The organism is Microbacterium sp. MYb45 (assembly GCF_002979655.1).
Lineage (GTDB): Bacteria > Actinomycetota > Actinomycetes > Actinomycetales > Microbacteriaceae > Microbacterium.
On the sequence record NZ_PCPG01000001.1, the window covers coordinates 326,218 to 346,659 of the forward strand.

Genomic DNA, 20,442 nt, shown 5'->3' on the forward strand with positions numbered 1-20,442 from the left:
CGATGGCGCGGTCTCTCGCCGAGCTCGCTGCCGACGGGCGGATCGACGCGGGGTGGGCGGAGGCGCTCGCTCCGGTACAGGACACCATCACGGAGATCGGCGAGCGACTCCGCGCCGAGCAGGCGGCCGGGCACGGGTACCTGCCGTCCGGCGAGAACGTGCTCCGGGCCTTCCAGCGGCCACTCGCCGATGTGCGGGTGCTGATCACCGGACAGGATCCCTATCCCACCCCGGGTCACCCGATCGGTCTGTCGTTCGCGGTCGACCGTGACGTGCGACCGCTGCCGCGCAGTCTCACCAACATCTACAAGGAGCGCGAGAGCGATCTCGGCATCCCGCCGGCACCCCACGGCGACCTGACCGCGTGGAGCGATCAAGGCGTGCTCCTCCTCAACCGCGTGCTCACCGTGCGCCCAGGTGCCGCCGCCTCACACCGCGGTTGGGGGTGGGAGAAGGTCACCGAGCTCGCGATTCGGACGCTTGTCGCGCGCGATCAGCCGCTCGTCGCCGTGCTGTGGGGAAAGGATGCCGCGAATCTGCAGCCGATGCTGGGTTCGACGCCGATCCTCGCCTCGGCCCACCCGTCTCCGCTGTCTGCCAGCCGCGGCTTCTTCGGCTCCCGTCCGTTCTCCCGCGTGAATGCGCTCCTCGCGGAGCAGGGTGCGGAGGCGATCGACTGGCGGGTGGGCGGCGAGCCTGCGGAGCACGACCGTTTGATCTAGGCGCTCCCTTCCTGGCGGAGTGTCGGTCGCGCTGAGCGCGTCAGGGACGAATGGTGTGTCGGCGTCGTGGCAGTATCCGAGTCTTCTCGGGCACACGCTGGTGACCGGTGACGGGGCTGGCCACGGGGCACTGCAGCTTTACGAACCGTTCGGTCAGCCGTTGGATATGACCACGTTCGCGATCGGCACTATCGCCGCCAATGCCGCCGGGCAGAACGATGGCGCGAGCGGATGGCATCAGGGCGCCCGGAAGTCGGTTGAAGCGGAATCAACTGTCCTGATGATCGAGATGGGGGCGAGGCTCTATGTGCCGGCCCTCGGTCGATTCCTTCAGGTCGACCCGGTCGAGGGCGGCGTCGACAACGACTACGTCTGGCCGACAGATCCCATCGGGATGAGTGATCTTTCTGGTAAGGCATGGGACTGGGGCCTAACACTCGAGATCGGGCTGACGGTGTTGTCGGCGGCGCTTCTGGTGACAGGCGTTGGGGCACCGCTGGCCGGCGCGTTGCTGGTTGCTAGAGCGGCGACGTTCGCGGTGCGCGCCGCTAAAGTGGTGAAAGACGTGGTGCAAACAACCCAGATCGTTGTTCGCGCTTCTCGGTATACGCGCGGTGTAGCTGGCGCGGCCCGAGAGATGGTCGCGTCCCCCCGCGCTGCTAGTTGGGCAGGGCGTGCCTGGTCGCAGGGCGCGAAAGCGAGCGAGCGTCTATCAAGTCACGCAACTCGCATGCGCACTGGTCCGAGCGGGCGTTGGGTGCGCGGCCCAGGCGTCAGTCAGACTGGAAGGATCAAGGTGAATTTTGGGCGGAACGGAGTTCGCTGGAACTTCCACGTGTGGCTGCAATGAGCGGGGTAACGGGTTCGACCGCAGATGCAGTGACGCGCATCCTCGCTGGTGGTGCCATCGGTTTTTCTCGCACTGCGGACTGGGGGCCGTTCTACCTGAAGTTCGTGACCGAGTCGCGGCCGCAAGACGTCTTGATCGAGGTGACGTTCAACCCGGAGTTCGTCGTGCTCGATCCACCGCATCCGACTGATGTCCTGGTCTTCTGGGGCGATCGAAGCGAAGTGAGCGAGCGGGTATCTGCGCTTCTGGCGGAGTTCGTCGTGGAACTGTGCCCCCTGCCGCAAGAGAAAGAGGCTGATTCGTATCTCTTCCGAACCGATGCAGATGAGGTGCAAGTCATCGACCCCGAGTCGCCGTGGCGGTTCACAGATCATTAGCGTGATCGCGCCTGCGGCACCCAGAAGTCCGGATCTACCGCCGCGGAACGTGCTCCCAATAGGCTGAGCGCATGCAGTTCGAACCGGGGGATCGCCGCCGTGTCCTCCCGCGCCACCTCCGCCCCGAGGTCGCGCCCGAGGTCTTCTCGTACACGATCCGTGTGGTGCGTCCGGCGGACCTGCCTCACGTCCGCGAGATCTACAACCATTTCGTGAGCAACTCGGCGGTGACGCTCGACGAGCGGCGCAGCAGCATCCCGTACTGGCGCGACAAGTACGCGCTGCTCACCCGCCTGGAGCTGCCGTTCCTCGTGGCGGTCTCGCCGGCCGGTGTGGTGATCGGCTACGCGCTCGCGCAGCCCTGGGCCGGCAAGAACGCCTACAAGTACACCGTCGAGGACTCGATCTACCTCGGTCCGGGCGCGGGCGGGAAGGGACTCGGCGCGGCCCTGCTGCAGGCGCTCATCGATGCCTGCGAGCAGATCGGTCTGCGCGAGATGGTCGCGGTGATCAGCGACAGCGGCGCGGAGGCGTCGATCCGGCTGCACGAGAAGCTGGGGTTCGTCGAAGCCGGTCGCATGGGGCGGGTCGGCTACAAGTTCGGCCGCGACCTCGGCACGGTGTACATGCGGCGTGTGCTCAAGCCCACCGGACGCCGGCGAAGGCTCTTCGGTTCGCGCTGACGACCCATCCCCTCACGATCCCGCCGACCCACCCCTTTCTGTGCGAACCGCCCCCTTCCGTGCGCACGCAAGGGGGCGGTTCGCGCACAAGAGCGTGGTTCGACGTCGCGTGTAGCGGCGGCTCAGTCGCCGGAGGGGCGAGGGGGAGCGGCCGGGATCACCGGGATCGCCGCGAGCAGCGTCTTCGTGTAGTCCTCCGTGGGGTGCAGCAGCACATCCTGCGTCGAACCTCGCTCGACGATGTGGCTGTCCTTCATCACGACGACCGCGTCGCACAGGTTCTGCACCACGCCGATGTCGTGCGACACCAGCAGCAGGGTGAGATCGGTCGTGCGGCGGAGCTCGATCAGCAGCTCGAGGATCTGTGCGCGCACCGTCACGTCGAGGGCGGAGAGCGGCTCGTCGCCGACGAGGATTCGGGGGCGATGCACGATCGCCCGCGCGAGCGCGATCCGCTGTCGCTGGCCGCCCGAGAACTCGTGTGGATAACGGTCGCCCATGTCGGGCTCGAGCCCGACCTGCCCCAGCACTTCGCGTACTCGCGCCCGGTGGTCTCCCTCGATGCCGAGCGCCCACAGCGGCTCTCGCACGATCTGTCCGGCCGTCATGCGCGGGTCCAGCGACGCGTACGGATCCTGGAAGACGAGTCCGGTCTCGCGCCGCAGCCAGTGCAGCGACTTCGCGGATCCCGTGGCGTCTACGGGGCGTCCGTCGATCGACACGGTCCCGGACGTCGGGCGGTCGAGACCGAGTATCAGTCGGACCAGCGTGGACTTTCCCGACCCCGACTCGCCGATGATCCCCACGGATGAACCCTCGACGACATCGAGGTCGGTCGCCGCCAGCGCCGTCTGCGTGCGCGTGCGCTCGAATGCGGTCCGCTTCGGCACGATGAAGTCCCGGCGGAGTCCCCGTGCCTCGATCAGGCTCATGCCGCACCGCCGTCCGGCCGCCAGAGAGTCGCGGTGGCGTCCCGCAGCAGACCCTGGGTGATCGGCGAGGCCGGAGTCGACAGCAGCGTCGAGACGGCGGCGGCCTCGACGACGCGTCCGTGCTCGAGCACCACGCCCTCGGTCGCGACCTGCGCGAGCACGGCGAGGTCGTGGGTGATGAACACGAGCGACATCCCCTCGTCGGCGACGAGCGCGAGCAGCAGGGAGAGGATCTCGGCCTGGATCGTGACGTCGAGCGCCGTGGTCGGCTCGTCGGCGATGAGTAGCCGCGGGCGGCACGCGAGTGCCATGGCGATCGCGACGCGCTGCCGCTGCCCGCCCGAGAGCTGGTGCGGATAGCGGTCCACGATCGTCTCGGGATCGGGGAGCCGTACGCGTGCCGCTTCCGCGATCGCGCGCTCCCGGGCTTCCCGACGACCGAGTCCCTCGTGGATGCGGATGGACTCCGCGATCTGCCGACCCACCGTCCGGATGGGGTTGAGCGCCGTCCGGGGCTCCTGGAACACGATGCCGATGTCGTCCCCGCGGAGCTTCGCCAGTTCGCGATCCGGCATCCCGATCAGCTCGATGCCGTTCCAGCGGATGCTGCCGCTGGCCGTCGCGCCGTCGGGGAGCAGCCCGAGGACCGCGAGCGCGGTGAGAGACTTGCCCGATCCCGACTCGCCGATCAGTCCGAGTCGCGCACCGTCGGGTACCTCGAACGAGATCCCGTCGACGACGCGACGCCCGTCGATCTCGATCACCAGATTGCCCACAGACAGGCTCATGCGACCACTCCCGGCGTGTGGACCTCGGCGGCGCGATGCCGCAGGGTCGGATCCGTCGCCTCGCGCAGTCCGTCGCCGAGGAGGTTGAGCGCGAGCACCGTGATCGTGATCGCGAGCCCCGGCCAGATCACCGACAGCGGATGCACGCCGATGTAGCGCTGGAGATCGGCGAGCAGGAGCCCCCAGCTCGGCTCGACCACCGACGCGCCGAATCCGAGGTACGACAGACCGGCCTCGGCGAGCACGGCGACGGCCATGGACCAGGAGAGCTGCACGATGAAGACCGGGGCGACGTTCGGCAGCAGGTGTCGCACGAGGCTCTGTGTGGGCGTGAGACCTGCGGCGCGGGCGGCGAGCACGAAGTCGCTCTGCTGCACCCGGCGCAGCTCGGGCCGGGTGACACGGGCGATGTTCACGCCGAAGCCGATCCCCACGGCCCAGATCACGACCCAGAGCGACCCGCCCCAGACGGACGAGATCATCATGGCGATCAGCAGCACGGGGAAGGCGATCAGGATGTCGACGAGAACCGCGACGGCCTCACGCACCCACCGTGCGGTGAGGGCGCCGAGGGCTGCCAGGGCGATGCCGACGAGCGTGGCCACGATTCCCGCGCCGACGCTGACGAAGACGGTCGTGCGCGCGCCCGCCATCAGCAGGCTCAGGATGTCGCGGCCGGTGTCGTCGGTGCCGAGCAGGTGCGGCCAAGTCGGCGGCAACCAGCGGTCGCCGATGTCCGACGCCTGCGGGTCGAACGGGGTCCAGAACAGCGCCACGATCGCGGTCAGGGCGATCACGACGACGACGATGATCCCGAAGCGCCCCGTCGGGGTGCCCCAGAGTCGGCCGAGCCAGCGCGGCGTCATGCGGCCTCCCGCTGTCGAGGATCGATGGCGCGGTGCAGCAGGTCGACGACGAAGCCCACGACCAGCACGAAGCCGGTGAGCACGAGGAGCTCGCTCTGCACCTTGATGAGGTCGCGGGTGCCGACGTCGGCGACCAGCATCCGTCCGATCCCGGGGAGGGTGAAAAGCTGCTCGATGATGACGGATCCGACGATGATCCCGGCGACCTGGAGTCCGAGCACCGTGATGATCGACAGTCCCACCGCAGGGATGCCGTGCTGGATGAGCGCGCGGGTGCGGGTGAGTCCCTTCGCCGCGGCCGTGCGGACGAAGTCCTGTCCCGCGGCCTGCAGGGTCGCGCTGCGCACGAAGCGCATGAGCATGGCCCCCTCCACCACGCCGATCGTCAGCGCGGGGAGGAGCAGCGACTCGATCGCACGCCCGGGCGTCGACCAGCCGGTGCGGGGGAACCCCTGCGGCGGGAGCCAGCCGAGCCAGACCGAGAACACGACGATGAGCATCATGCCGGCCCACACGACGGGCACGGCGGCCAGCGTCTGGGCGCCGACGCTGAGGGCGGTGCCGGTGCGGCGGCCGCGCAGGAGGGCGGCGAGGATCCCGAACGGCACCGCGATGAGCACGGCGATGAGCAGCGACATGATGCCGAGGGGCACGGTGACCTGGGCCTTGAGCAGCAGTTCCTCGCCCACCGAGGCGCCAGAGAGCAGCGAGGTGCCGAGGTCGCCCCGGAAGATGCCTCCGATCCAGTCGGTGTACTGCGCGAGCAGCGGCTGGTTCAGCCCGAGCGACTCCCGGAGCGCGTCGACCTCGGCGGGGGAGGCCTGCGTGCCGGCGATCAGCTGAGCGACATCTCCCGGGAAGACCCGGAGGGTGAGGAAGATGAGCACGCTCGACACGAGGAGCCCTGCGATGAGCAGGGCTCCTCGGACGAGCGCGTAGCGGATCACGGAGGGGTAACCGCTTGCTACTTCTCTGCGGAGACGGTCACGCCGGCGAGGTTGATCCGGGAGTTGATCGAGTCCTCGGGGAACCCAGTGACGATCGGTGCCACGGCCGTGATGGTCTCGCCGTTGTACAGCCAGTCGGCAGCGTGGTCCTCCGACACGATGCGCGCGGCCTGCGCGAGCAGCTCGGCGGACTTGTCGGGGTCCACCTCGGCCAGAGCCTTGGAGTACAGGTCCTGCACCTCGGCGTTGTCGTAACCGAAGTAGTAGTCGGGGTTGGCGAAGTTGCCGAAGTCGCGCGGCTCGACGTGCAGCACGAAGCTGAGGTCGTAGTCCTTGTTCGTGTACACGTCTTCGAGCCAGGTCGGGAACTCGACCGAGTTGACGTCGAGGGCGACGCCGACCTTCTTGAAGTCGGAGATCAGCACTTTGGGCACCGTCGTCCCGTAGAACGCGGGGATCGTGAGGGTGAGCTCCAGGTCTTCCTGGCCGGCTTCGGCGAGCAGGTCCTTGGCCTTCTCCGGGTCGTACGAGATCACGTCCGACAGGTCTTCGTAGCCGGGGTCGAGCTCGGGGATCGGGCCGAACAGCGTCGTGCCCGCGCCGACCGCCTCGATGAGGGCATCGTGGTCGATGGCCAGGCGGAGTGCCTCGCGCACGCGGACGTCGTCGAGCGGCGCCTTCTTGTTGTTGAACGCCAGTGTGGCCTTGTCGGTGGTGCGGCCCTTCGTCAGCGCAAACTCTCCGGAGTCCTCGAGCTGCGGCGCGAGGTTGGGATCGACGGCGGTGAGCACCTCGACGTCGCCGGCGAGTGCGGCGTTGACGCCCGCCGTGAAGTCCGGGATGTACTGGAACTCGACCTGCGCGACACCGGCCGGGTCTCCCCAGTACTCGTCGTTGCGGGCGAAGGTGATGGTGCTGCCCTTGTTCCAGCGGGTCAGCGTGAACGGTCCGGTGCCGTTCTCGGCCGACTTCAGGTCGGTGGTGTCGCCGGTCTTGAAGACCAGCCCCGCCGGACCCGTCAGGGCGAACAGGAAGTTCTGGTTCGGCTCGGTGAGCACGATCTGCACCGTGGTGGCATCCGGCGCCGTGATCGATGAGACCGCTGCGAAGTCGGCGTTCCCCTGCACGGTGGTGTCCGTGCGGACGGTCTCGTACGAGGAGACGACGTCGGCGGAGGTGAGCGGGGTGCCGTCGTGGAAGAGGATGCCCTCGCCGAGGGTGAAGGTGTAGGTCAACCCGTCGTCGGAGACCTCGTAGTCCGTGGCCAGTCGCCCTTCGATCTCGTTGTCCTGCGTGCGGGTGACGAGGCCCTCGTAGATGTTGTCGATGAGGATCTGCTCGAGAGCTGCGCCGCTGGTGTGCCGGATGTCGAGGTTGGTCGGTTCGAGGACCAGTCCGACGTGCAGGGTCGCGTCGGGGTCGGGCTCGCCGGCGCTCTCGGAAGGGCTGGGCGCAGGGGAGCCGGCGCAGGCGCTGAGTATGACGGCGGTGGCCGCGAGCGCGGAGATCAGCGCGAGGCGTCGGGTGCGTCGGAACATGGGCGTTTCCTCTCGGTGCGGCAGTTGCTGTGTGCCGTTGTGTCGAGCCTAGAGTTGCGTGGCGGGGTGCGGGTCGGGTGTGGAATGGAACGTCATATTCCGCGAGCGGCGGATGCCGTGGCGATGAGGCCGGCCAACTCGACCGGAGCGGTCTCCTGCACGTTGTGCGTCGCGTCCAGGGTCACCACGCGGGCCTCGGGCACGCGCTGCTGGAAGTCCGCGGCGTCGGTCTCGCTGACGAAACCGCGAGCGGCACGCACCAGGGTGATCGGGGCGCTGACCCCGGACAGGTCGTCCCACCCGGTCTCGTGCAGGACCGACGGTGCGGTGGCCGAACCCGGATCGTGAGCGGCGAGGGCTTGTGCGGCGAGGTGTGCGAAGTGGTGCTTCCACTCCACTCGTCCGTCGGGTCGCACGCGGGTGTTGAGGAAGACGCCGCGCTCGGTCTCGGGACGGCTGCCGCCGAAGCCGAGCGACATCGCCTTGTCGACGAGTTCGTCCCTGGAGGCGAAGTCCGTGGGGCCGGCGTAGAACTCGCGCAGCGCGGCCGGTCCGGCGGTGACGTCGATGCCGGGGGTGATGTCGACGATCACGAGCTCGGAGACCAGATCGGGTCGGGAAGCGGCGAGGGCGGCGCCGGTGAGTCCGCCGAGTGACTGTCCGACGACGACCTGCGGCTGTGAGGTCCAGGCGTCGAGGGCCTCTGCGACATCGCGTGCGAGGGTGCGCGGCGTGTAGTCGACGTCGTCCCGCCAGGAGGAGTCGCCGTGGCCGGCCAGGTCGATGGCGAGCAGCGGACGCTGGAGCGCGAGGGAGGTGGTGTCCCACGTGTGCGCGTTCAGGCCCGCGCCGTGCAGCAGTGTGACCTGCGGCTCCGCCCCACCGAACCGCAGAGCGCTCACCGAGCGTCCATCGGCGAGGGGGAGGGTGAGGCGCTCCACTTCCGGGAGCGGAACGCCGAGCGCTTCGGCCTGTGCGGGAAGATAGCTGAACTCGCTGATGTCGATCGCCACGTGGATATTCTGCTCCTCCGCGATGATGCAGGAGAAATGCTGGAGCAATGCGCCAAGCGAGAACCCGGAATCGCTTGGCTTTATGTCGCGCATAGCGCCCTTTGGCCTGGCGTTGTGCATTCTTCGTCGTCGACGCGAGCCACGACCGCGAGGGCGGGCGCCGAATATCATGGAGTCATGAGTGAGACGCGTGTGCACCTGTCCAAGACCGAGCCGACCGCTTATCAGGCGCTCGATGCGTTCTCGAAGACCGTCGGGCAGATCTGCGCGGTGAACGGCATCGACGATCGCCTCAAGGAGATCGTCATGATCCACTGCTCGCAGCTCAACGGGTGCGCATACTGCGCCCGCATCCACGTCGACCGCGCCGTCGCCGCCGGCATCGACACCGACACGCTCACCCAGATCCCGACCTGGCGCGAGAGTGGCGTGTTCAGCGAGCGCGAGCGCGCGGCCCTCGAGCTCGCCGAGGCGTTCACCTTCATCTCCGAGGACGGAGTCTCCGACGAGGTGTACGACCTGGTCGGCAGCGTCTTCACAGAGAAGGAGTACGCGGCGCTCAGCTGGGCGTGCGTCTCCATCAACGCGTTCAACCGCGTCGTGATCGCCGGACGCTATCCGGTTCCCGCCCGGACTCCGCAGGCGCAGGCGTGATGATCCTCGACGTCGACGGGGTCACCAACGTCCGCGATGTCGGCGGCATCCCGACGTCCGGCGGCCGCATCCGGGCGGGCGTGCTGCTGCGGTCGGGTCAGCTTTCGGGCGCCACGACGAACGGAGCGGCCGTGCTCCGTGCGACGGTGCAGCACATCGTCGACCTCCGCGACGGCGAGGAGGTGGCGGCGGAGCCCACCGAGATCGAGGGACCGGACACCACGCACCTCCCGCTGTTCCTGGGCTCGGTCCGGTCGTTCTTCGAAGCCGACACGAGCCTCGACGATCTCTACCTGCATCTGCTGGAGGAGAGTGGGGAGCGCCTGGTCGAGGCCATCCGCATCATCGCAGCAGGGGCGCCCACCCTGGTGCACTGCACAGTCGGCAAGGACCGCACGGGGGTCACGGTGGCCCTCGCCCTCTCCGCCGTCGGCGCCGATCGTGAGGCCGTGATCGCCGACTACGCACTCACGGAGTCGCAGCTGCCGGCGGAGCGTTCGCGGCGCATCGCCGCGTATCTCCGCGCCGAGCACCCCGAGGCGGTGCATGCGGTGGCCCTCGCGACGCAGTCGCCCGCTTCGGTGATGCGGAGTCTGCTGGAGCAGGTCGATGAGCGCTGGGGTTCCGCCGCGGGTTACCTGCGGGCCAACGGGATGACCGAGGCGGAGCTCTCCGCGCTGACCGCCGCCCTCGTCGAGCCGACTGAGTAGCGCGCATCGGGACCGCGCCCGGCCCGAGGAAGCAAGGTAAGGCAAGCCTTCACTTGGTGTACCATGAGAGCATCATGAACACCTCGTTCGAGACTCGCAGCACGCGCGCAGCACGCCGCGCGGCACGTCAGCGCGCGCACCACCTGGTGACGGCGGACGAACAGTCCCTCACCGAGCTCGAGGTCTTCCTGACGACGCTGCCGCTGTGCGCCTCCGGCCGCATCTTCATCGAGGTGCCCACGGTCGCCGATATCGGCGTGATCGAGGCTCCGGGACGGATGACCGTCACGTGGCTCGCGCGCGAGCAGCGTTCCGGTGCTCCCGGCAGTGGCCGCGCCTGCGCCCCCGGTCAGGCCCTGGCACGCGCGACCTGCGCGTGGGCCGACGAGATGATGTGCGACGACGAGATCGAGACGCGCGTCACGCTGCTCGGTGGCTACCTGGGCACCGCCGACATCGTCGAACACCTGACGAGCGCGCTGCAGGTCTCGCCCGCACTCATCCGCACCCCCGAGCGCTTCGGCCTGCTGCCCGCCGACCGCTGACCACGCGAGCGCGGCGTCAGCGCGACCGGCGCACGTAGTTGCCGTCTTCCAGCCCCGCCTCGATCTCGAAGCGGTTGCGCAGAGGATCCCGGCCGGCGAACAGATACAGCACCGGCATCAGGAAGCCGTAGCGGAGCCACTGCTCCTTGTGCACGGCCTCGTGACGCAGGACGGCATCGCTCGGGCGGGCGTCACCGGTGAGGAAGCACCCGCCGACGCACACGCCCCCACGGTTGAAGGTCCAGCTCGGCATGCCCCGGAAGATCCACAGCCCGGCCCGCCTCTCGACGGGGCCGGTGCTCCACAGCGAACCCCAGAGCCACCCGACAGCCGTGCCCCAGGCATAGCCGAGGCGACTGATCGGCGAACGCAGCAGGAACGCGGGGATCCGCCGGTCGAGGCGACGCCCGCGGGCCAGCGCCTCGTCGGCGGCAGGACGCCAGTCCGCAGCCGGGTTCACGCCACGGCTCCGACCAACCGGAGCAGTGCTCCGAGGTCGTCGACCGCATCGGCCGGCGTTCGCGGGGCGAATCCGGCGATCGTCGCGCCGGCCAGTGGGATCTCGGTGCGCAGCGCGCGGATGGCAGTGCTCAGCGCTGCGGGGGAGAGCCCGAACGGCACGGAGGAGGAGACGCCGGCGAAGTCGGAGGGGTCGAGCACATCCACGTCGATGTGGACCCAGACCCGTGATGCCCCGGTCGCTCTGACCGCGTCGAGCAGCGCATCGGGTCGTTCGAGGTCGTCGACCGAGAGGTTCGTCAGACCCTCGAGGGGGGCGACCTCGGCGTCGTCGAGATTGCGCACGCCCACGGTTACCACCCGGTCGGCGCGGATCGCGGGGGAGAGGACGAGCTGCTCCTCGCCCTCGCCGAGCAGGGCGCGCAACGCCATTCCGGAGAAGGCTCCGGAGGGAGAGGTATCGGGCGTGTGGAGGTCGGCGTGGGCATCGCACCACACGACGGCGAGATCGTCGGTGCCGCCCGGGAGCGCATCGATCGCGGCGACGGTGATGCTGCAGTCGCCGCCGATCACGACCGTATCCGAGTCGATGTGCCCGTGGGTGAGCTCGCGTGTGCGCAGCAGCGCGCTCAGGCGGCGCACCCCGGTGCCGAGGGATTCACCCGCCTCGACCGGCACCTCCAGCACGGTCGTGGCTGCCCGAGGAAGGTCTCCGGCGATGGCTGCGGCACCGTCGACGAGGAGCATCGCGCGCGGTGCGGGGGAACCCTGCCACTGCGGGATGACGAGGAATCGCACCATGGGTGCCTCCGAGAAGAAGAGCGCGGATGTCCCGGGCGTACGGCCCGGGACACCCGCTGGTGGTGTCAGTTGCCTTCGATGGCCTGACGGGGAGCGCTGCCGCCGGCCTTGAGCTCGGCGAGACGCGCCTCGACCTCGGTCAGCTCGCCGAGGTCTTCCAGGCTCTCGAACTGCGCGTCGAGGCTGGACGCCGCGAGCTCGATCTTGCCCTGAGCGATGGCCTCCTGGCGACGGACCTTGTCTTCGAACCGGCCCAGCTCGCTGGTGGGGTCGAGCACGTTGATCGAGCCCACAGCGTCCTGCACCTTGGTCTGCGCCTCGGCGACCTTGGCACGCGCGAGAAGCTCGCTGCGCTTGTTCTTGAGCTCGACGAGCTTGTCCTTCATGCCGTTGAGGCCGCTCTTGAGCTTGTCGACGATCTCGGTCTGTGCCGCGATCTGCGGCTCGGCGCCGGTCGCCTCGCGCTCGGCGCTGATCTGGCGCTGCAGCGCGATCTTGGCGAGGTTGTCGAACTTGTCGGCATCGGTGGCGTCGCCGCTCTTGCGCATCTCGTCGGCCTTGCGGCTGGCGGCGAGGGCCTTGTTGCCCCACTCGGTCGCGGCCTGCACGTCTTCCTCGTGGTCACGCTCGAGGAGTCGCAGGTTGCCGATGGTCTCGGCGATCGCGGACTCGGCGTCGGCGATGCTGTTCGTGTAGTCGCGAACGAGCTGGTCGATCATCTTCTGCGGGTCTTCCGCGGAGTCCAGGAGGGAGTTGATGTTCGCGCGGACGAGGGTCGAGATACGTCCGAAGATGGACTGCTTGGTCATGCGTGGTTCCTTTCAGAGGGCGTCTTCGAGAGCTTGGCGTAAATGTCTGTGTGGCGGATCAGAAGCGTCTACCTCCGGATCGACCGCTGCGGCCTCCACCGCCGCGGGATCCCCCGCCGCCGAAACCGGAGCTACGGAAACCACCGCCCCCGGAGGAGCGCCAGCCGCTGCTGCTGCGGCGGGACGACCCGCCGCCACCACCGGCGAGGAGTCCGCCGATGATGCCGCCGAGGATGTCGCCGCCGATTCCGGAACCGCCGGACGAGGAGGTGGATCCGCCGAACGGGCTGCCCCAGCCGCTGTCGTACCCGGGCGGGTTGTACGCCTGGACGTCGGACTGGGCGGCGGAAGTGGCCTGGCCGGCGAGGGCGAGTGCGCGGTTCGCCTCGGCCAGAGACGCTTCGGGGTCGGTGGCGCGCAGGTTCAACGCCTGGGTGAGACTGGCCTCGGCGTTGGCGAGCCGGGTTCGTGCGGTCGAGCCGACCGTGCCGCGTCGGGTCTCGATGAACTCGCGCGCTGCACGGATCTCGGAATTCGCCTGCGCGAGGGTCTGCTCGAGCATCTGCTGCAGGCGGCGCGAGCGCTCGACGCCTTCTCGGCCCTGGGCGATGGCCGCATCGATCTCGGCGTTCGCGGCACTCAGCGCCTCGAGCACCCGCTGCGGATTGCGCTTCGTGCTGGCGAGGTCGGCCTGCGCCAGTTGGAGCTGCTGTGCGGTCGCGGAAGAGGCCGCCGCGATCGCACCGGTCGTATCCGGCAGCTGCTGTGCCGCGGCGAGGTCGGCCTGAAGTTCCGTGACCAGCGCCTGCGACTGTGTCTCGATGGCGGCCAGCTCGGCGCCCAAGGTCGAGACCGCCTGGGCGAGCTGTGCGGCCTGTGCGACCGACTGCTCGGCGGTGCGGATCGCGAAGGCTGCTTCGCCGGATCGGCCGGCCGCGATCGCCTGGGCGGCCGCCTCGATCGAGCGGTCGGCCAGGTCGGCGCGCTCCTGTGCCTGCGCGGGGTTGTCCGCGACCGTGCTCAGGGCTGCCGGGTCATACGTCGCCGACAGCGCGGACAGAGCCGGGGAGGCGGAGGCGAGGACCGGGTTCAGCGCCGCGCGTTCGCCGCGGACCCTCTCGAGTTCCTGCGGCGCATTCTGCTCGAGCTTGCGAAGGGCGTCGAAAGCCTCGGTGTTGTCGTCGAGCACATCGTCGATCTCTTCGGCGATACGGATGATGCGGATGTGCCAGGCCCGGCGGTCGTGGATCGTGTCCTCGATCTCGTCGTCGAGCTTCTGCTTGAGGTCGAAGGCCTCAGCGATCTTGGCCTTCGCCGCGTCGACGACGCGGGTGAACTCCTCGGTGGCGCCCTCACCGAACTGTGCGACCGCGAAGCCGAGCTCCTCCTTGCTGGAGGTGATGGCGTCATCGGCCTGCACGAGTGCGAGCCCGGCCTGCGTCTCGACCTGTTCGTCGGTGAGGGTGGAGAACGGATCAGCGGGGTCGGGTGTCTCCGGCATCGCGCCGCGTCGGCGGATCTCGGCCTTGCGCCGCGCGCGTCGGACGAGCGCGACGATGAGCCAGATGAGCAGAGCGGCCGCGATGACGGCCACCACGATCAGCGTGACACGGAGCGCTCCGGCACCCCCATCGCCCTGGATCTCATCGGCGGCGAGAGTGATCGCCCCGACCCAGTCGCCGTCGGCGGCGAGCGGGACCATCTTGTCTTCGATGGCGTCGAGCTGATCGAAGCTCACCGGCCCGTCGGGCGCCGCCGAGATGTAGTAGCTGCGGCCGTCGACAGCGATCGCGAGGAGATACTGCTCGCTGCCGATACGGTTCGCCTCCGCGACCGCGTCTGCCCAGGCGGCGCTGTCGCTCGGGTTGGTGAAGTCGTCCACCAGCACGACGAACAGATCGGCGTTCGAGTTGGCGGTCAGCTCCTCGAGCCGGGCCTCGACAGTGGCTTCTTCATCGGCACTGAGCGCGTCGGCCTGGTCGGTGACGTATCCGGAATCGAGGGTGAGCGGATCGGTGGCGGAGGCGGCGGACGCGGTGAACGCTCCTGCCACGGCGGCCAGCGCGAGTGCGGCCAGCGTGAGCCACCGTTTCGTCATCGTGTTCCCTCCGACCGGCAGCCGAGCCCCATGCCATGAGTCTATGCACAGAGCCCGACACGCGACAGCACCAGCGGCGGGTTCGCCGTTCGCCCTCAGCGGAGGCACATACCCTGGAAGGCATGGACGACATGTACGGTTCGGATGTGCTGGCGACAGGCTGGCGCGAACGCGGCGCGAAGAAGGTGCCGCAGGTCGCGGCGGAGGCGGATCTGGTCGTCGAGGTCGCCGATGACGGCTTCTGCGGCGCGGTCACCCGCGTGCAGGCTGGCAACGTCGAGCTGGAGGATCGCGTCGGCCGTCGACGCCTGTTCCCCCTCGGTGGCGGGTTCCTCATCGACGGCGCACCGGTGCGGCTCGTCGTGCCGGCGGCGAAGGAACAGGGTCCGCGGCGCACCGCATCCGGGTCGTTCGTCGTCGCGGATCAGCGCGCACGCGTCGCGCTGCCCAGTCGCATCCTCGTCGAGGGCAGGCACGATGCCGAGCTGGTGGAGAAGGTCTGGGGCGCCGATCTGCGCGTCGAGGGCGTGGTCGTCGAGTTCCTGCAGGGCGTCGATCTGCTCGACGATCTGCTGAGCGCCGAGCCGCCCAGCGCCACCCGCCGATACGGCGTGCTCGTCGACCACCTCGTGCCCGGTTCCAAGGAGACCAGGATCGCGCAGGCCATCGCGCGCGGCCCGCACGGCCGGCACCTCCGCATCGTCGGACACCCCTTCATCGACGTCTGGCAGTGCGTCACCCCACGAGCCCTCGGCATCGCGAAGTGGCCGGAGATCCCGCGCGGCATCGAGTGGAAGGTCGGGATCTGCCGGGCCTTCGGGTGGCCCCATGAGACACAGGCCGACATCGCCCGCGCGTGGCAGCACATCCTCTCGAAGGTGACCACCTATCGGGACCTGGAGCCTGCGCTGCTCGGCCGTGTGGAGGAGCTCATCGACTTCGTCACGGCCCCGGCGGGCTGACGCCTCCCCGACGGACGCAGGGAGCGCGGGGCGCCGACGACTACCCTGGAATCATGCCCGAACCCCGTACCTTCCGAGACGAGCCGGTGTCGTTCGTACGCCGCAGCGGCCGGATGTCCGAGGCGCAGGAGCGCGCCTTCACCGAGCTCGGCCCGCACTACCTGCTCGACGTCCCGCGCGACGTCGCCTGGACCTCGGTGCACCCGGAGGCCCGCCTCGATCCGGCGACCGAGTACGGCCGTACCGCCGACCTCTATGTGGAGATCGGATCCGGTCAGGGGCACGCGATCGTCGCGGCGGCCTCCTCCCGTCCCGATGACGACTTCCTCGCCGTCGAGGTCTTCCGTGCCGGCCTCGCCCGGACGATGCTCGATGCCGACAGGGAGGGTGCCCGAAACGTCCGCGTCGTCGAGGCGAACGCACCCGAGGTTCTCTCGTCGTACCTTCCCGAGGCTGCGGCACGCGAGGTGTGGATCTTCTTCCCCGACCCGTGGCACAAGAAGAAGCACACCAAGCGGCGTCTGGTGCGGCCGGGATTCGGCGACACCGCGGCGAGGGCGCTGAAAGACGGCGGCCTGCTGCGTCTCGCGACCGACTGGGAGGACTACGCCCTGCAGATGCGCGAGGTGCTCGACGCCGAACCGCTGTTCGAGCGCGCGTTCGACGGGGAGTGGGCCGAGCGCTTCGACGGCCGGGTGATGACCGCGTTCGAGCGCAAGGGCATCGCGAAGGGGCGCGACATCCGCGATCTGGTCTACCGGCGCCGGGCGCGCCCGTGACCGAGGTCCGGCGGGAGACGACGCTGCGCCTCGCCTTCGTGCCGGCGTTACTCGTCTGTGCCGCTGCTCCGGCGTTCTTCGTGCTGGAGATCCCGTGGCTGGGCTGGGCGCTGCTCGCCCTGGGGATCCTGGTCGCCTGGCTGCTCGAACGCGGCCGGCCGGCTGAGGACCAGGTCGTGAGCATGGGTGCACGGCGGGAGACCGCGAAGGTGATCGGCGTGCATCGGCCGCCCTCGCTCACCAGGGACCTCTCCCTGATCGCCGTCGGCCTGCTGATCGTCAGCGTCATCCCGCTCGCCGCCGAACTCGACAACCTGGCGATGCTGCGTTTCACGCTCGCGCTGGGCGGTGCGGTCGCGGTGCCCTACGTCATCTCCCGGTTCGTCTACCGCGACCGCGCCATCAGCTTCCCGTGGCGCACGCACCGTCGATGGGGTCGTCTGCAGTGGGGATGGCTGGTGGCGGTGCTGATCCTGGGGTGGTTGATCCTGCCCTTCTACTTCATCACCAGCGGCGTCTACCAGAACTGGCCCGTCGTCGACACGCCCGAGCTCATCGCCCGGCTCTTCGTCGGAGTCGGCGCCGTGGGCATCTGGGACGAGCTGTTCTTCATCTGCACGGTGTTCGCGCTGCTGCGGCGTCACTTCCCGAACCTGGTCGCGAACCTGCTGCAGGCGATCGTGTTCGTCTCGTTCCTCTGGGAGCTGGGGTACCGCGAGTGGGGTCCGCTGCTGACGATCCCGTTCGCGCTGCTGCAGGGCTACATCTTCCTGCGCACCCATTCGCTCGCCTACGTCGTCACCGTGCACCTGCTGTTCGACGCCGTGGTGTTCGCGGTGCTCGTGCATGCGCACAACCCCGGGCTGCTGCCGATCTTCCTGGTCTGACAGAATCAGCACATGCTCATCGTCGGTCTCGTCCTCGCCGCAGCCGCCGCTGCGTTCCACGTCTTCATCTTCGCGCTCGAGTCGCTGCGGTGGACCGAGCCGGAGACGAGGAAGATCTTCGGCGTCGCCAGCGAGGCGGATGCCGTCACGATGAAGCAGCTGGCCTTCAACCAGGGCTTCTACAACCTCTTCCTCGCACTCACGACCCTGCTCGGTATCGGCCTCGTGATCGTCGGTTCGGCCACCGTCGGACTGACCCTGGTGTTCGCCGGCACCGCGATGATGCTCGCCGCCGCATTGGTGCTCATCCTCTCGGACCGCGCGAAGGCGCGTGCCGCACTGATGCAGGGGACGCTCCCCCTGCTCGCCGTGGTCGTCACCGCGATCGGCGTCGCGATCGGCTGATCGCCGACCGACCGGGAGCCCGGAGCGGGGTGACACGCGCGCTTCCAGCCGCCACACTCGTTGCATGGCCGACTGGGTGCTGCACGTGGACATGGATCAGTTCATCGCCGCGGTCGAGGTGCTGCGCAGACCGGAGCTCGCCGGGCTCCCGGTGATCGTGGGCGGACGCGGTGACCCCACGGAGCGCGCCGTCGTATCGACCGCATCCTACGAAGCGCGCGCGTACGGCATCGGTTCGGGGATGCCGCTCAAGATCGCGGCACGCAAAGCCCCGGAGAACGCCGTCTTCCTGCCCGTGGACCAGGAAACGTACGCGGTCGCCTCCGGCGAGGTGATGGCCGCGCTCCGGTCGTTGCCCGACGTGGTGCTCGAGGTCATCGGGTGGGATGAGTGCTTCCTCGGTGTGACGACGGAGGACCCGGAGCGGATCGCCACCGCTGCACAGGCGGCCGTGCTGGCCGCGACTGAGCTGCACTGCTCCGTCGGCATCGGGGACAACAAGGTGCGTGCCAAGATCGCGACCGAGTTCGGAAAGCCGCGCGGGATCTTCCGGCTGACGGCGGAGAACTGGTTCGAGGTGATGGGCGACAAGCCCACCCGTGACCTGTGGGGCGTCGGCTCCAAGGTGCAGAAGCGACTGGCCGCGCACGGGATCACGACGGTCCGAGAACTCGCGGACGCCGACGAGCAGGCGCTCGTCGCGGAGTTCGGTCCGCGGATGGGGGTCTGGTATCACGGGCTCGGCTCGGGGCTCGGGCCGAGCGTCGTCGACGACACGCCGTGGGTGGCACGCAGCCACAGTCGTGAGACGACCTACCAGCAGAACCTCACGACGACCGCGCAGGTCACCGCCGCCGTCCGGGAACTCGCCGTTCAGGCCTTCGACGACTGCGCCGCTGAAGGAAGACCCGTCGTCCGCGCGCATCTCAAAGTGCGGTACGCGCCGTTCGAGACGAAGACGCTCGGGCGCAAGCTCTCTGCACCGACGACCGATCCGGAGGAATTCGTGGCGGCCGCCCTCGCGCTTGCCAAGACCCTCGACACTGAGCGGGAGGTGCGTCTCCTGGGCGTGCGCGCGGAGATGACGATGCCCGACGAGGGCGACACCGCGGAGCGGACGCCGGTCCGAGGGAGGATCTGAGCCCGCAGTCGGGACGTGGCGCCCCCGGCCGCGGGGGGATCAGGCTCGGATGACGGCAGCCACCGCGCTCACTTCGATGAGCGCACCGGGAACCCCCAGGCCGGCGACGAGAGCCGCCGTGACCAGAGGCGGTGCGCCTTCTCGCGCGAGCCGGGAGGCGACCGCGCCGTACGCCGCGCGCAGGTCGGCGTCTTGATGGATCAGGACTGTCCAGCTGATCACGTCGTCGAGTCCGGCGCCGGCGGACTCCAGCGCGATGCGGGCGTTCTCGACGGCGCGCAGCGATTGGTCGGCGGCATCGGACGAGACGATCGCTCCGGTGGCATCGATGCCGTTCTGGCCGCCGACGTAGATCGTGGTCGCGCCCGGCGGCACGACGGCGACGTGGCTGAATGCGGGACTGACGACGAGCCCCTCGGGGCTGGCGAGTGTGATCTCCATGCCCACACTCTGCACCGGGGCTCCGACGTGCGGAACCCCGATGTCGAGGCGTGGATCAGAAGCGCAGCAGCACCTTTCCGATGCGTCCGGCGGTGTTGCTCGCCTGCACGGCCGCGCCGATGTCGGCGGCGTCGAAGATGCCGGCGACCGGAAGGGTCAGGGTGCCGTCGGTGACGCGCTGGACCAGTTCGCCGAACAGCTCGCCGCGTGTGCCGGGGTCGAGGCTGGGCATGACCTTGCTGCCCCAGAAGCCCTTCACCGTCGCCTGCTTGAAGATGACGTCGGACGAGGCGATCTCCATCGTGGGGGAGTCCATGGCTCCGAAAGCCACGAGCGTGCCGCCCTCGGCAAGGAGCGACAGCACGTCGCCCGCCGAAGACCCGCCGACGGAGTCGACGCCCGCGACGATCGGTGCGCCGCCGGTGATGTGCGCGACCTGATCCCGCCAGTCGTCCTGGTCCGTGGCGATGACACCTTCGATGCCCTGGGTCCGGAGCTCCTCGATGCCGGCGGTGCGACGGACGAGTCCGAGGACGTTGACGCCGCGGGCGGCGCCGAGCTGGGCGAGCATGCGGCCCACCGCGCCGTTGGCCGCATTCTGCACGATCCACTCGCCCGGCTGCACGTCGAGGAATCGCAGCAGGGTGATCGTGCTGAACGGCATGGAGATCAGCTGCGCTGCGTCCTCGTCCGAGAGGGCGTCGGGCACGGGGATCAGACCTGCGGCGTTCGCGAGGAAGTACTCCGACCATGCGCCGAACGTGCCGCCCGTCGCGACGCGCTGGCCGACGGCGAGGTGATCGACGCCCGCACCGAGAGCGTCGACGATGCCGACCGCCTCGGTGCCCGAAGCCGCGGGGAGGTCGGGCTTGAAGCCGTACGTGCCGCGGACGGTCCGCAGATCGTGGTTGTGGATGGGGGAGAGGACCGTCCGAAGACGAACCTGGCCGGCGCCGGGCTCGGGCAGGGGGCGGTCTTCGATTCGGAGGACCTGCTCGGGATCGCCGAACGTCGGGTGGATGAGTGCGCGCATGG

Annotated in this window: 24 protein-coding genes; 12 read left to right on the top strand and 12 right to left on the bottom strand. The window is 69.2% G+C overall.

What is annotated here, in order from left to right; translation table 11 throughout:
* The first annotated feature begins 2 nt into the window (after nt 1-2).
* From CQ034_RS01505 to CQ034_RS01520, 4 genes are all read left to right on the top strand, one after another.
* Nucleotides 3-722, top strand: a complete 720-nt coding sequence (locus CQ034_RS01505) for a uracil-DNA glycosylase (protein WP_105709692.1) — start codon at nt 3-5, stop codon at nt 720-722.
* Nucleotides 723-741: 19 nt separating this feature from the next.
* Entirely contained in the window at nt 742-1,572 is an 831-nt protein-coding gene (locus CQ034_RS01510; protein WP_146114784.1) for a hypothetical protein, read from the top strand.
* Nucleotides 1,573-1,601: 29 nt separating this feature from the next.
* Nucleotides 1,602-1,949, top strand: a complete 348-nt coding sequence (locus tag CQ034_RS01515; protein WP_105709694.1) for a hypothetical protein — start codon at nt 1,602-1,604, stop codon at nt 1,947-1,949.
* Between the two features lie 71 nt (nt 1,950-2,020).
* Nucleotides 2,021-2,632: a GNAT family N-acetyltransferase gene (locus CQ034_RS01520; RefSeq protein ID WP_105709695.1), complete on the top strand. Its 612-nt coding sequence runs from the start codon at nt 2,021-2,023 to the stop codon at nt 2,630-2,632.
* Nucleotides 2,633-2,754: 122 nt separating this feature from the next.
* On the opposite strand, the gene CQ034_RS01525 is transcribed toward CQ034_RS01520, so the two are convergent.
* The 6 genes from CQ034_RS01525 to CQ034_RS01550 all read right to left on the bottom strand — a co-directional run bounded on the left by CQ034_RS01525 (nt 2,755) and on the right by CQ034_RS01550 (nt 8,722).
* A complete protein-coding gene (locus CQ034_RS01525; protein WP_105709696.1) occupies nt 2,755-3,564 on the bottom strand; it encodes an ABC transporter ATP-binding protein in 810 nt (269 codons plus the stop codon).
* Complete coding sequence (locus CQ034_RS01530) at nt 3,561-4,352, bottom strand: ABC transporter ATP-binding protein (protein WP_105709697.1); 792 nt, start codon at nt 4,350-4,352, stop codon at nt 3,561-3,563. The genes CQ034_RS01525 and CQ034_RS01530 overlap by 4 nt, the downstream gene beginning before the upstream one ends.
* Nucleotides 4,349-5,218, bottom strand: coding sequence for an ABC transporter permease (locus CQ034_RS01535; protein ID WP_105709698.1), 870 nt, complete (start codon nt 5,216-5,218; stop codon nt 4,349-4,351). The genes CQ034_RS01530 and CQ034_RS01535 overlap by 4 nt, the downstream gene beginning before the upstream one ends.
* Complete coding sequence (locus tag CQ034_RS01540; RefSeq protein ID WP_029261919.1) at nt 5,215-6,165, bottom strand: ABC transporter permease; 951 nt, start codon at nt 6,163-6,165, stop codon at nt 5,215-5,217. Before CQ034_RS01540 ends, CQ034_RS01535 begins: the two co-directional genes overlap by 4 nt.
* Nucleotides 6,166-6,182: 17 nt before the next feature.
* Entirely contained in the window at nt 6,183-7,703 is a 1,521-nt protein-coding gene (locus tag CQ034_RS01545; protein ID WP_105709699.1) for an ABC transporter substrate-binding protein, read from the bottom strand.
* Nucleotides 7,704-7,795: 92 nt separating this feature from the next.
* Nucleotides 7,796-8,722, bottom strand: a complete 927-nt coding sequence (locus tag CQ034_RS01550) for an alpha/beta fold hydrolase (protein ID WP_258134097.1) — start codon at nt 8,720-8,722, stop codon at nt 7,796-7,798.
* Between the two features lie 171 nt (nt 8,723-8,893).
* On the opposite strand from CQ034_RS01550, the gene CQ034_RS01555 reads away from it, so the two are divergent.
* The 3 genes from CQ034_RS01555 to CQ034_RS01565 all read left to right on the top strand — a co-directional run bounded on the left by CQ034_RS01555 (nt 8,894) and on the right by CQ034_RS01565 (nt 10,625).
* A complete protein-coding gene (locus tag CQ034_RS01555; RefSeq protein WP_105709701.1) occupies nt 8,894-9,370 on the top strand; it encodes a carboxymuconolactone decarboxylase family protein in 477 nt (158 codons plus the stop codon).
* Nucleotides 9,370-10,080 carry a tyrosine-protein phosphatase gene (locus CQ034_RS01560; RefSeq protein ID WP_029261915.1) on the top strand — a complete coding sequence of 237 codons (711 nt, stop codon included), beginning with the start codon at nt 9,370-9,372 and terminating at the stop codon, nt 10,078-10,080. Before CQ034_RS01555 ends, CQ034_RS01560 begins: the two co-directional genes overlap by 1 nt.
* A 74-nt stretch (nt 10,081-10,154) precedes the next feature.
* Nucleotides 10,155-10,625 carry an SIP domain-containing protein gene (locus tag CQ034_RS01565; protein WP_029261914.1) on the top strand — a complete coding sequence of 157 codons (471 nt, stop codon included), beginning with the start codon at nt 10,155-10,157 and terminating at the stop codon, nt 10,623-10,625.
* Nucleotides 10,626-10,641: 16 nt separating this feature from the next.
* Here CQ034_RS01565 and CQ034_RS01570 read toward each other — a convergent pair whose 3' ends face one another.
* The 4 genes from CQ034_RS01570 to CQ034_RS01585 form a co-directional block, all read right to left on the bottom strand.
* Nucleotides 10,642-11,085 (bottom strand): hypothetical protein, encoded by a 444-nt coding sequence (locus CQ034_RS01570; RefSeq protein WP_029261913.1) that lies wholly within the window; start codon nt 11,083-11,085, stop codon nt 10,642-10,644.
* Complete coding sequence (locus tag CQ034_RS01575) at nt 11,082-11,885, bottom strand: arginase family protein (RefSeq protein ID WP_029261912.1); 804 nt, start codon at nt 11,883-11,885, stop codon at nt 11,082-11,084. Before CQ034_RS01575 ends, CQ034_RS01570 begins: the two co-directional genes overlap by 4 nt.
* A gap of 65 nt (nt 11,886-11,950) precedes the next feature.
* Nucleotides 11,951-12,694, bottom strand: coding sequence for a PspA/IM30 family protein (locus tag CQ034_RS01580; RefSeq protein WP_029261911.1), 744 nt, complete (start codon nt 12,692-12,694; stop codon nt 11,951-11,953).
* Nucleotides 12,695-12,752: 58 nt separating this feature from the next.
* Nucleotides 12,753-14,792, bottom strand: coding sequence for a TPM domain-containing protein (locus CQ034_RS01585; protein ID WP_105709702.1), 2,040 nt, complete (start codon nt 14,790-14,792; stop codon nt 12,753-12,755).
* A gap of 122 nt (nt 14,793-14,914) precedes the next feature.
* Here CQ034_RS01585 and CQ034_RS01590 point away from each other — a divergent pair, with 122 nt between their 5' ends.
* The 5 genes from CQ034_RS01590 to CQ034_RS01610 all read left to right on the top strand — a co-directional run bounded on the left by CQ034_RS01590 (nt 14,915) and on the right by CQ034_RS01610 (nt 18,966).
* Entirely contained in the window at nt 14,915-15,754 is an 840-nt protein-coding gene (locus tag CQ034_RS01590) for a DUF3097 domain-containing protein (RefSeq protein ID WP_105709703.1), read from the top strand.
* 53 nt (nt 15,755-15,807) lie between these two features.
* On the top strand, nt 15,808-16,533 hold the full coding sequence (gene trmB, locus CQ034_RS01595) for a tRNA (guanosine(46)-N7)-methyltransferase TrmB (protein ID WP_105709704.1): 726 nt from the start codon (nt 15,808-15,810) through the stop codon (nt 16,531-16,533).
* Nucleotides 16,530-17,420: a CPBP family intramembrane glutamic endopeptidase gene (locus tag CQ034_RS01600; protein WP_029261907.1), complete on the top strand. Its 891-nt coding sequence runs from the start codon at nt 16,530-16,532 to the stop codon at nt 17,418-17,420. The genes trmB and CQ034_RS01600 overlap by 4 nt, the downstream gene beginning before the upstream one ends.
* Before the next feature lie 12 nt (nt 17,421-17,432).
* Nucleotides 17,433-17,825, top strand: a complete 393-nt coding sequence (locus CQ034_RS01605; RefSeq protein ID WP_105709705.1) for a DUF1304 domain-containing protein — start codon at nt 17,433-17,435, stop codon at nt 17,823-17,825.
* Nucleotides 17,826-17,889: 64 nt separating this feature from the next.
* Nucleotides 17,890-18,966, top strand: a complete 1,077-nt coding sequence (locus tag CQ034_RS01610) for a DNA polymerase IV (protein WP_105709706.1) — start codon at nt 17,890-17,892, stop codon at nt 18,964-18,966.
* A 39-nt stretch (nt 18,967-19,005) separates the two neighbouring features.
* Here CQ034_RS01610 and CQ034_RS01615 read toward each other — a convergent pair whose 3' ends face one another.
* Complete coding sequence (locus tag CQ034_RS01615) at nt 19,006-19,407, bottom strand: RidA family protein (protein WP_105709707.1); 402 nt, start codon at nt 19,405-19,407, stop codon at nt 19,006-19,008.
* Between the two features lie 55 nt (nt 19,408-19,462).
* Nucleotides 19,463-20,440 (bottom strand): zinc-binding dehydrogenase, encoded by a 978-nt coding sequence (locus tag CQ034_RS01620; RefSeq protein ID WP_105709708.1) that lies wholly within the window; start codon nt 20,438-20,440, stop codon nt 19,463-19,465.
* Nucleotides 20,441-20,442 lie beyond the last annotated feature (2 nt).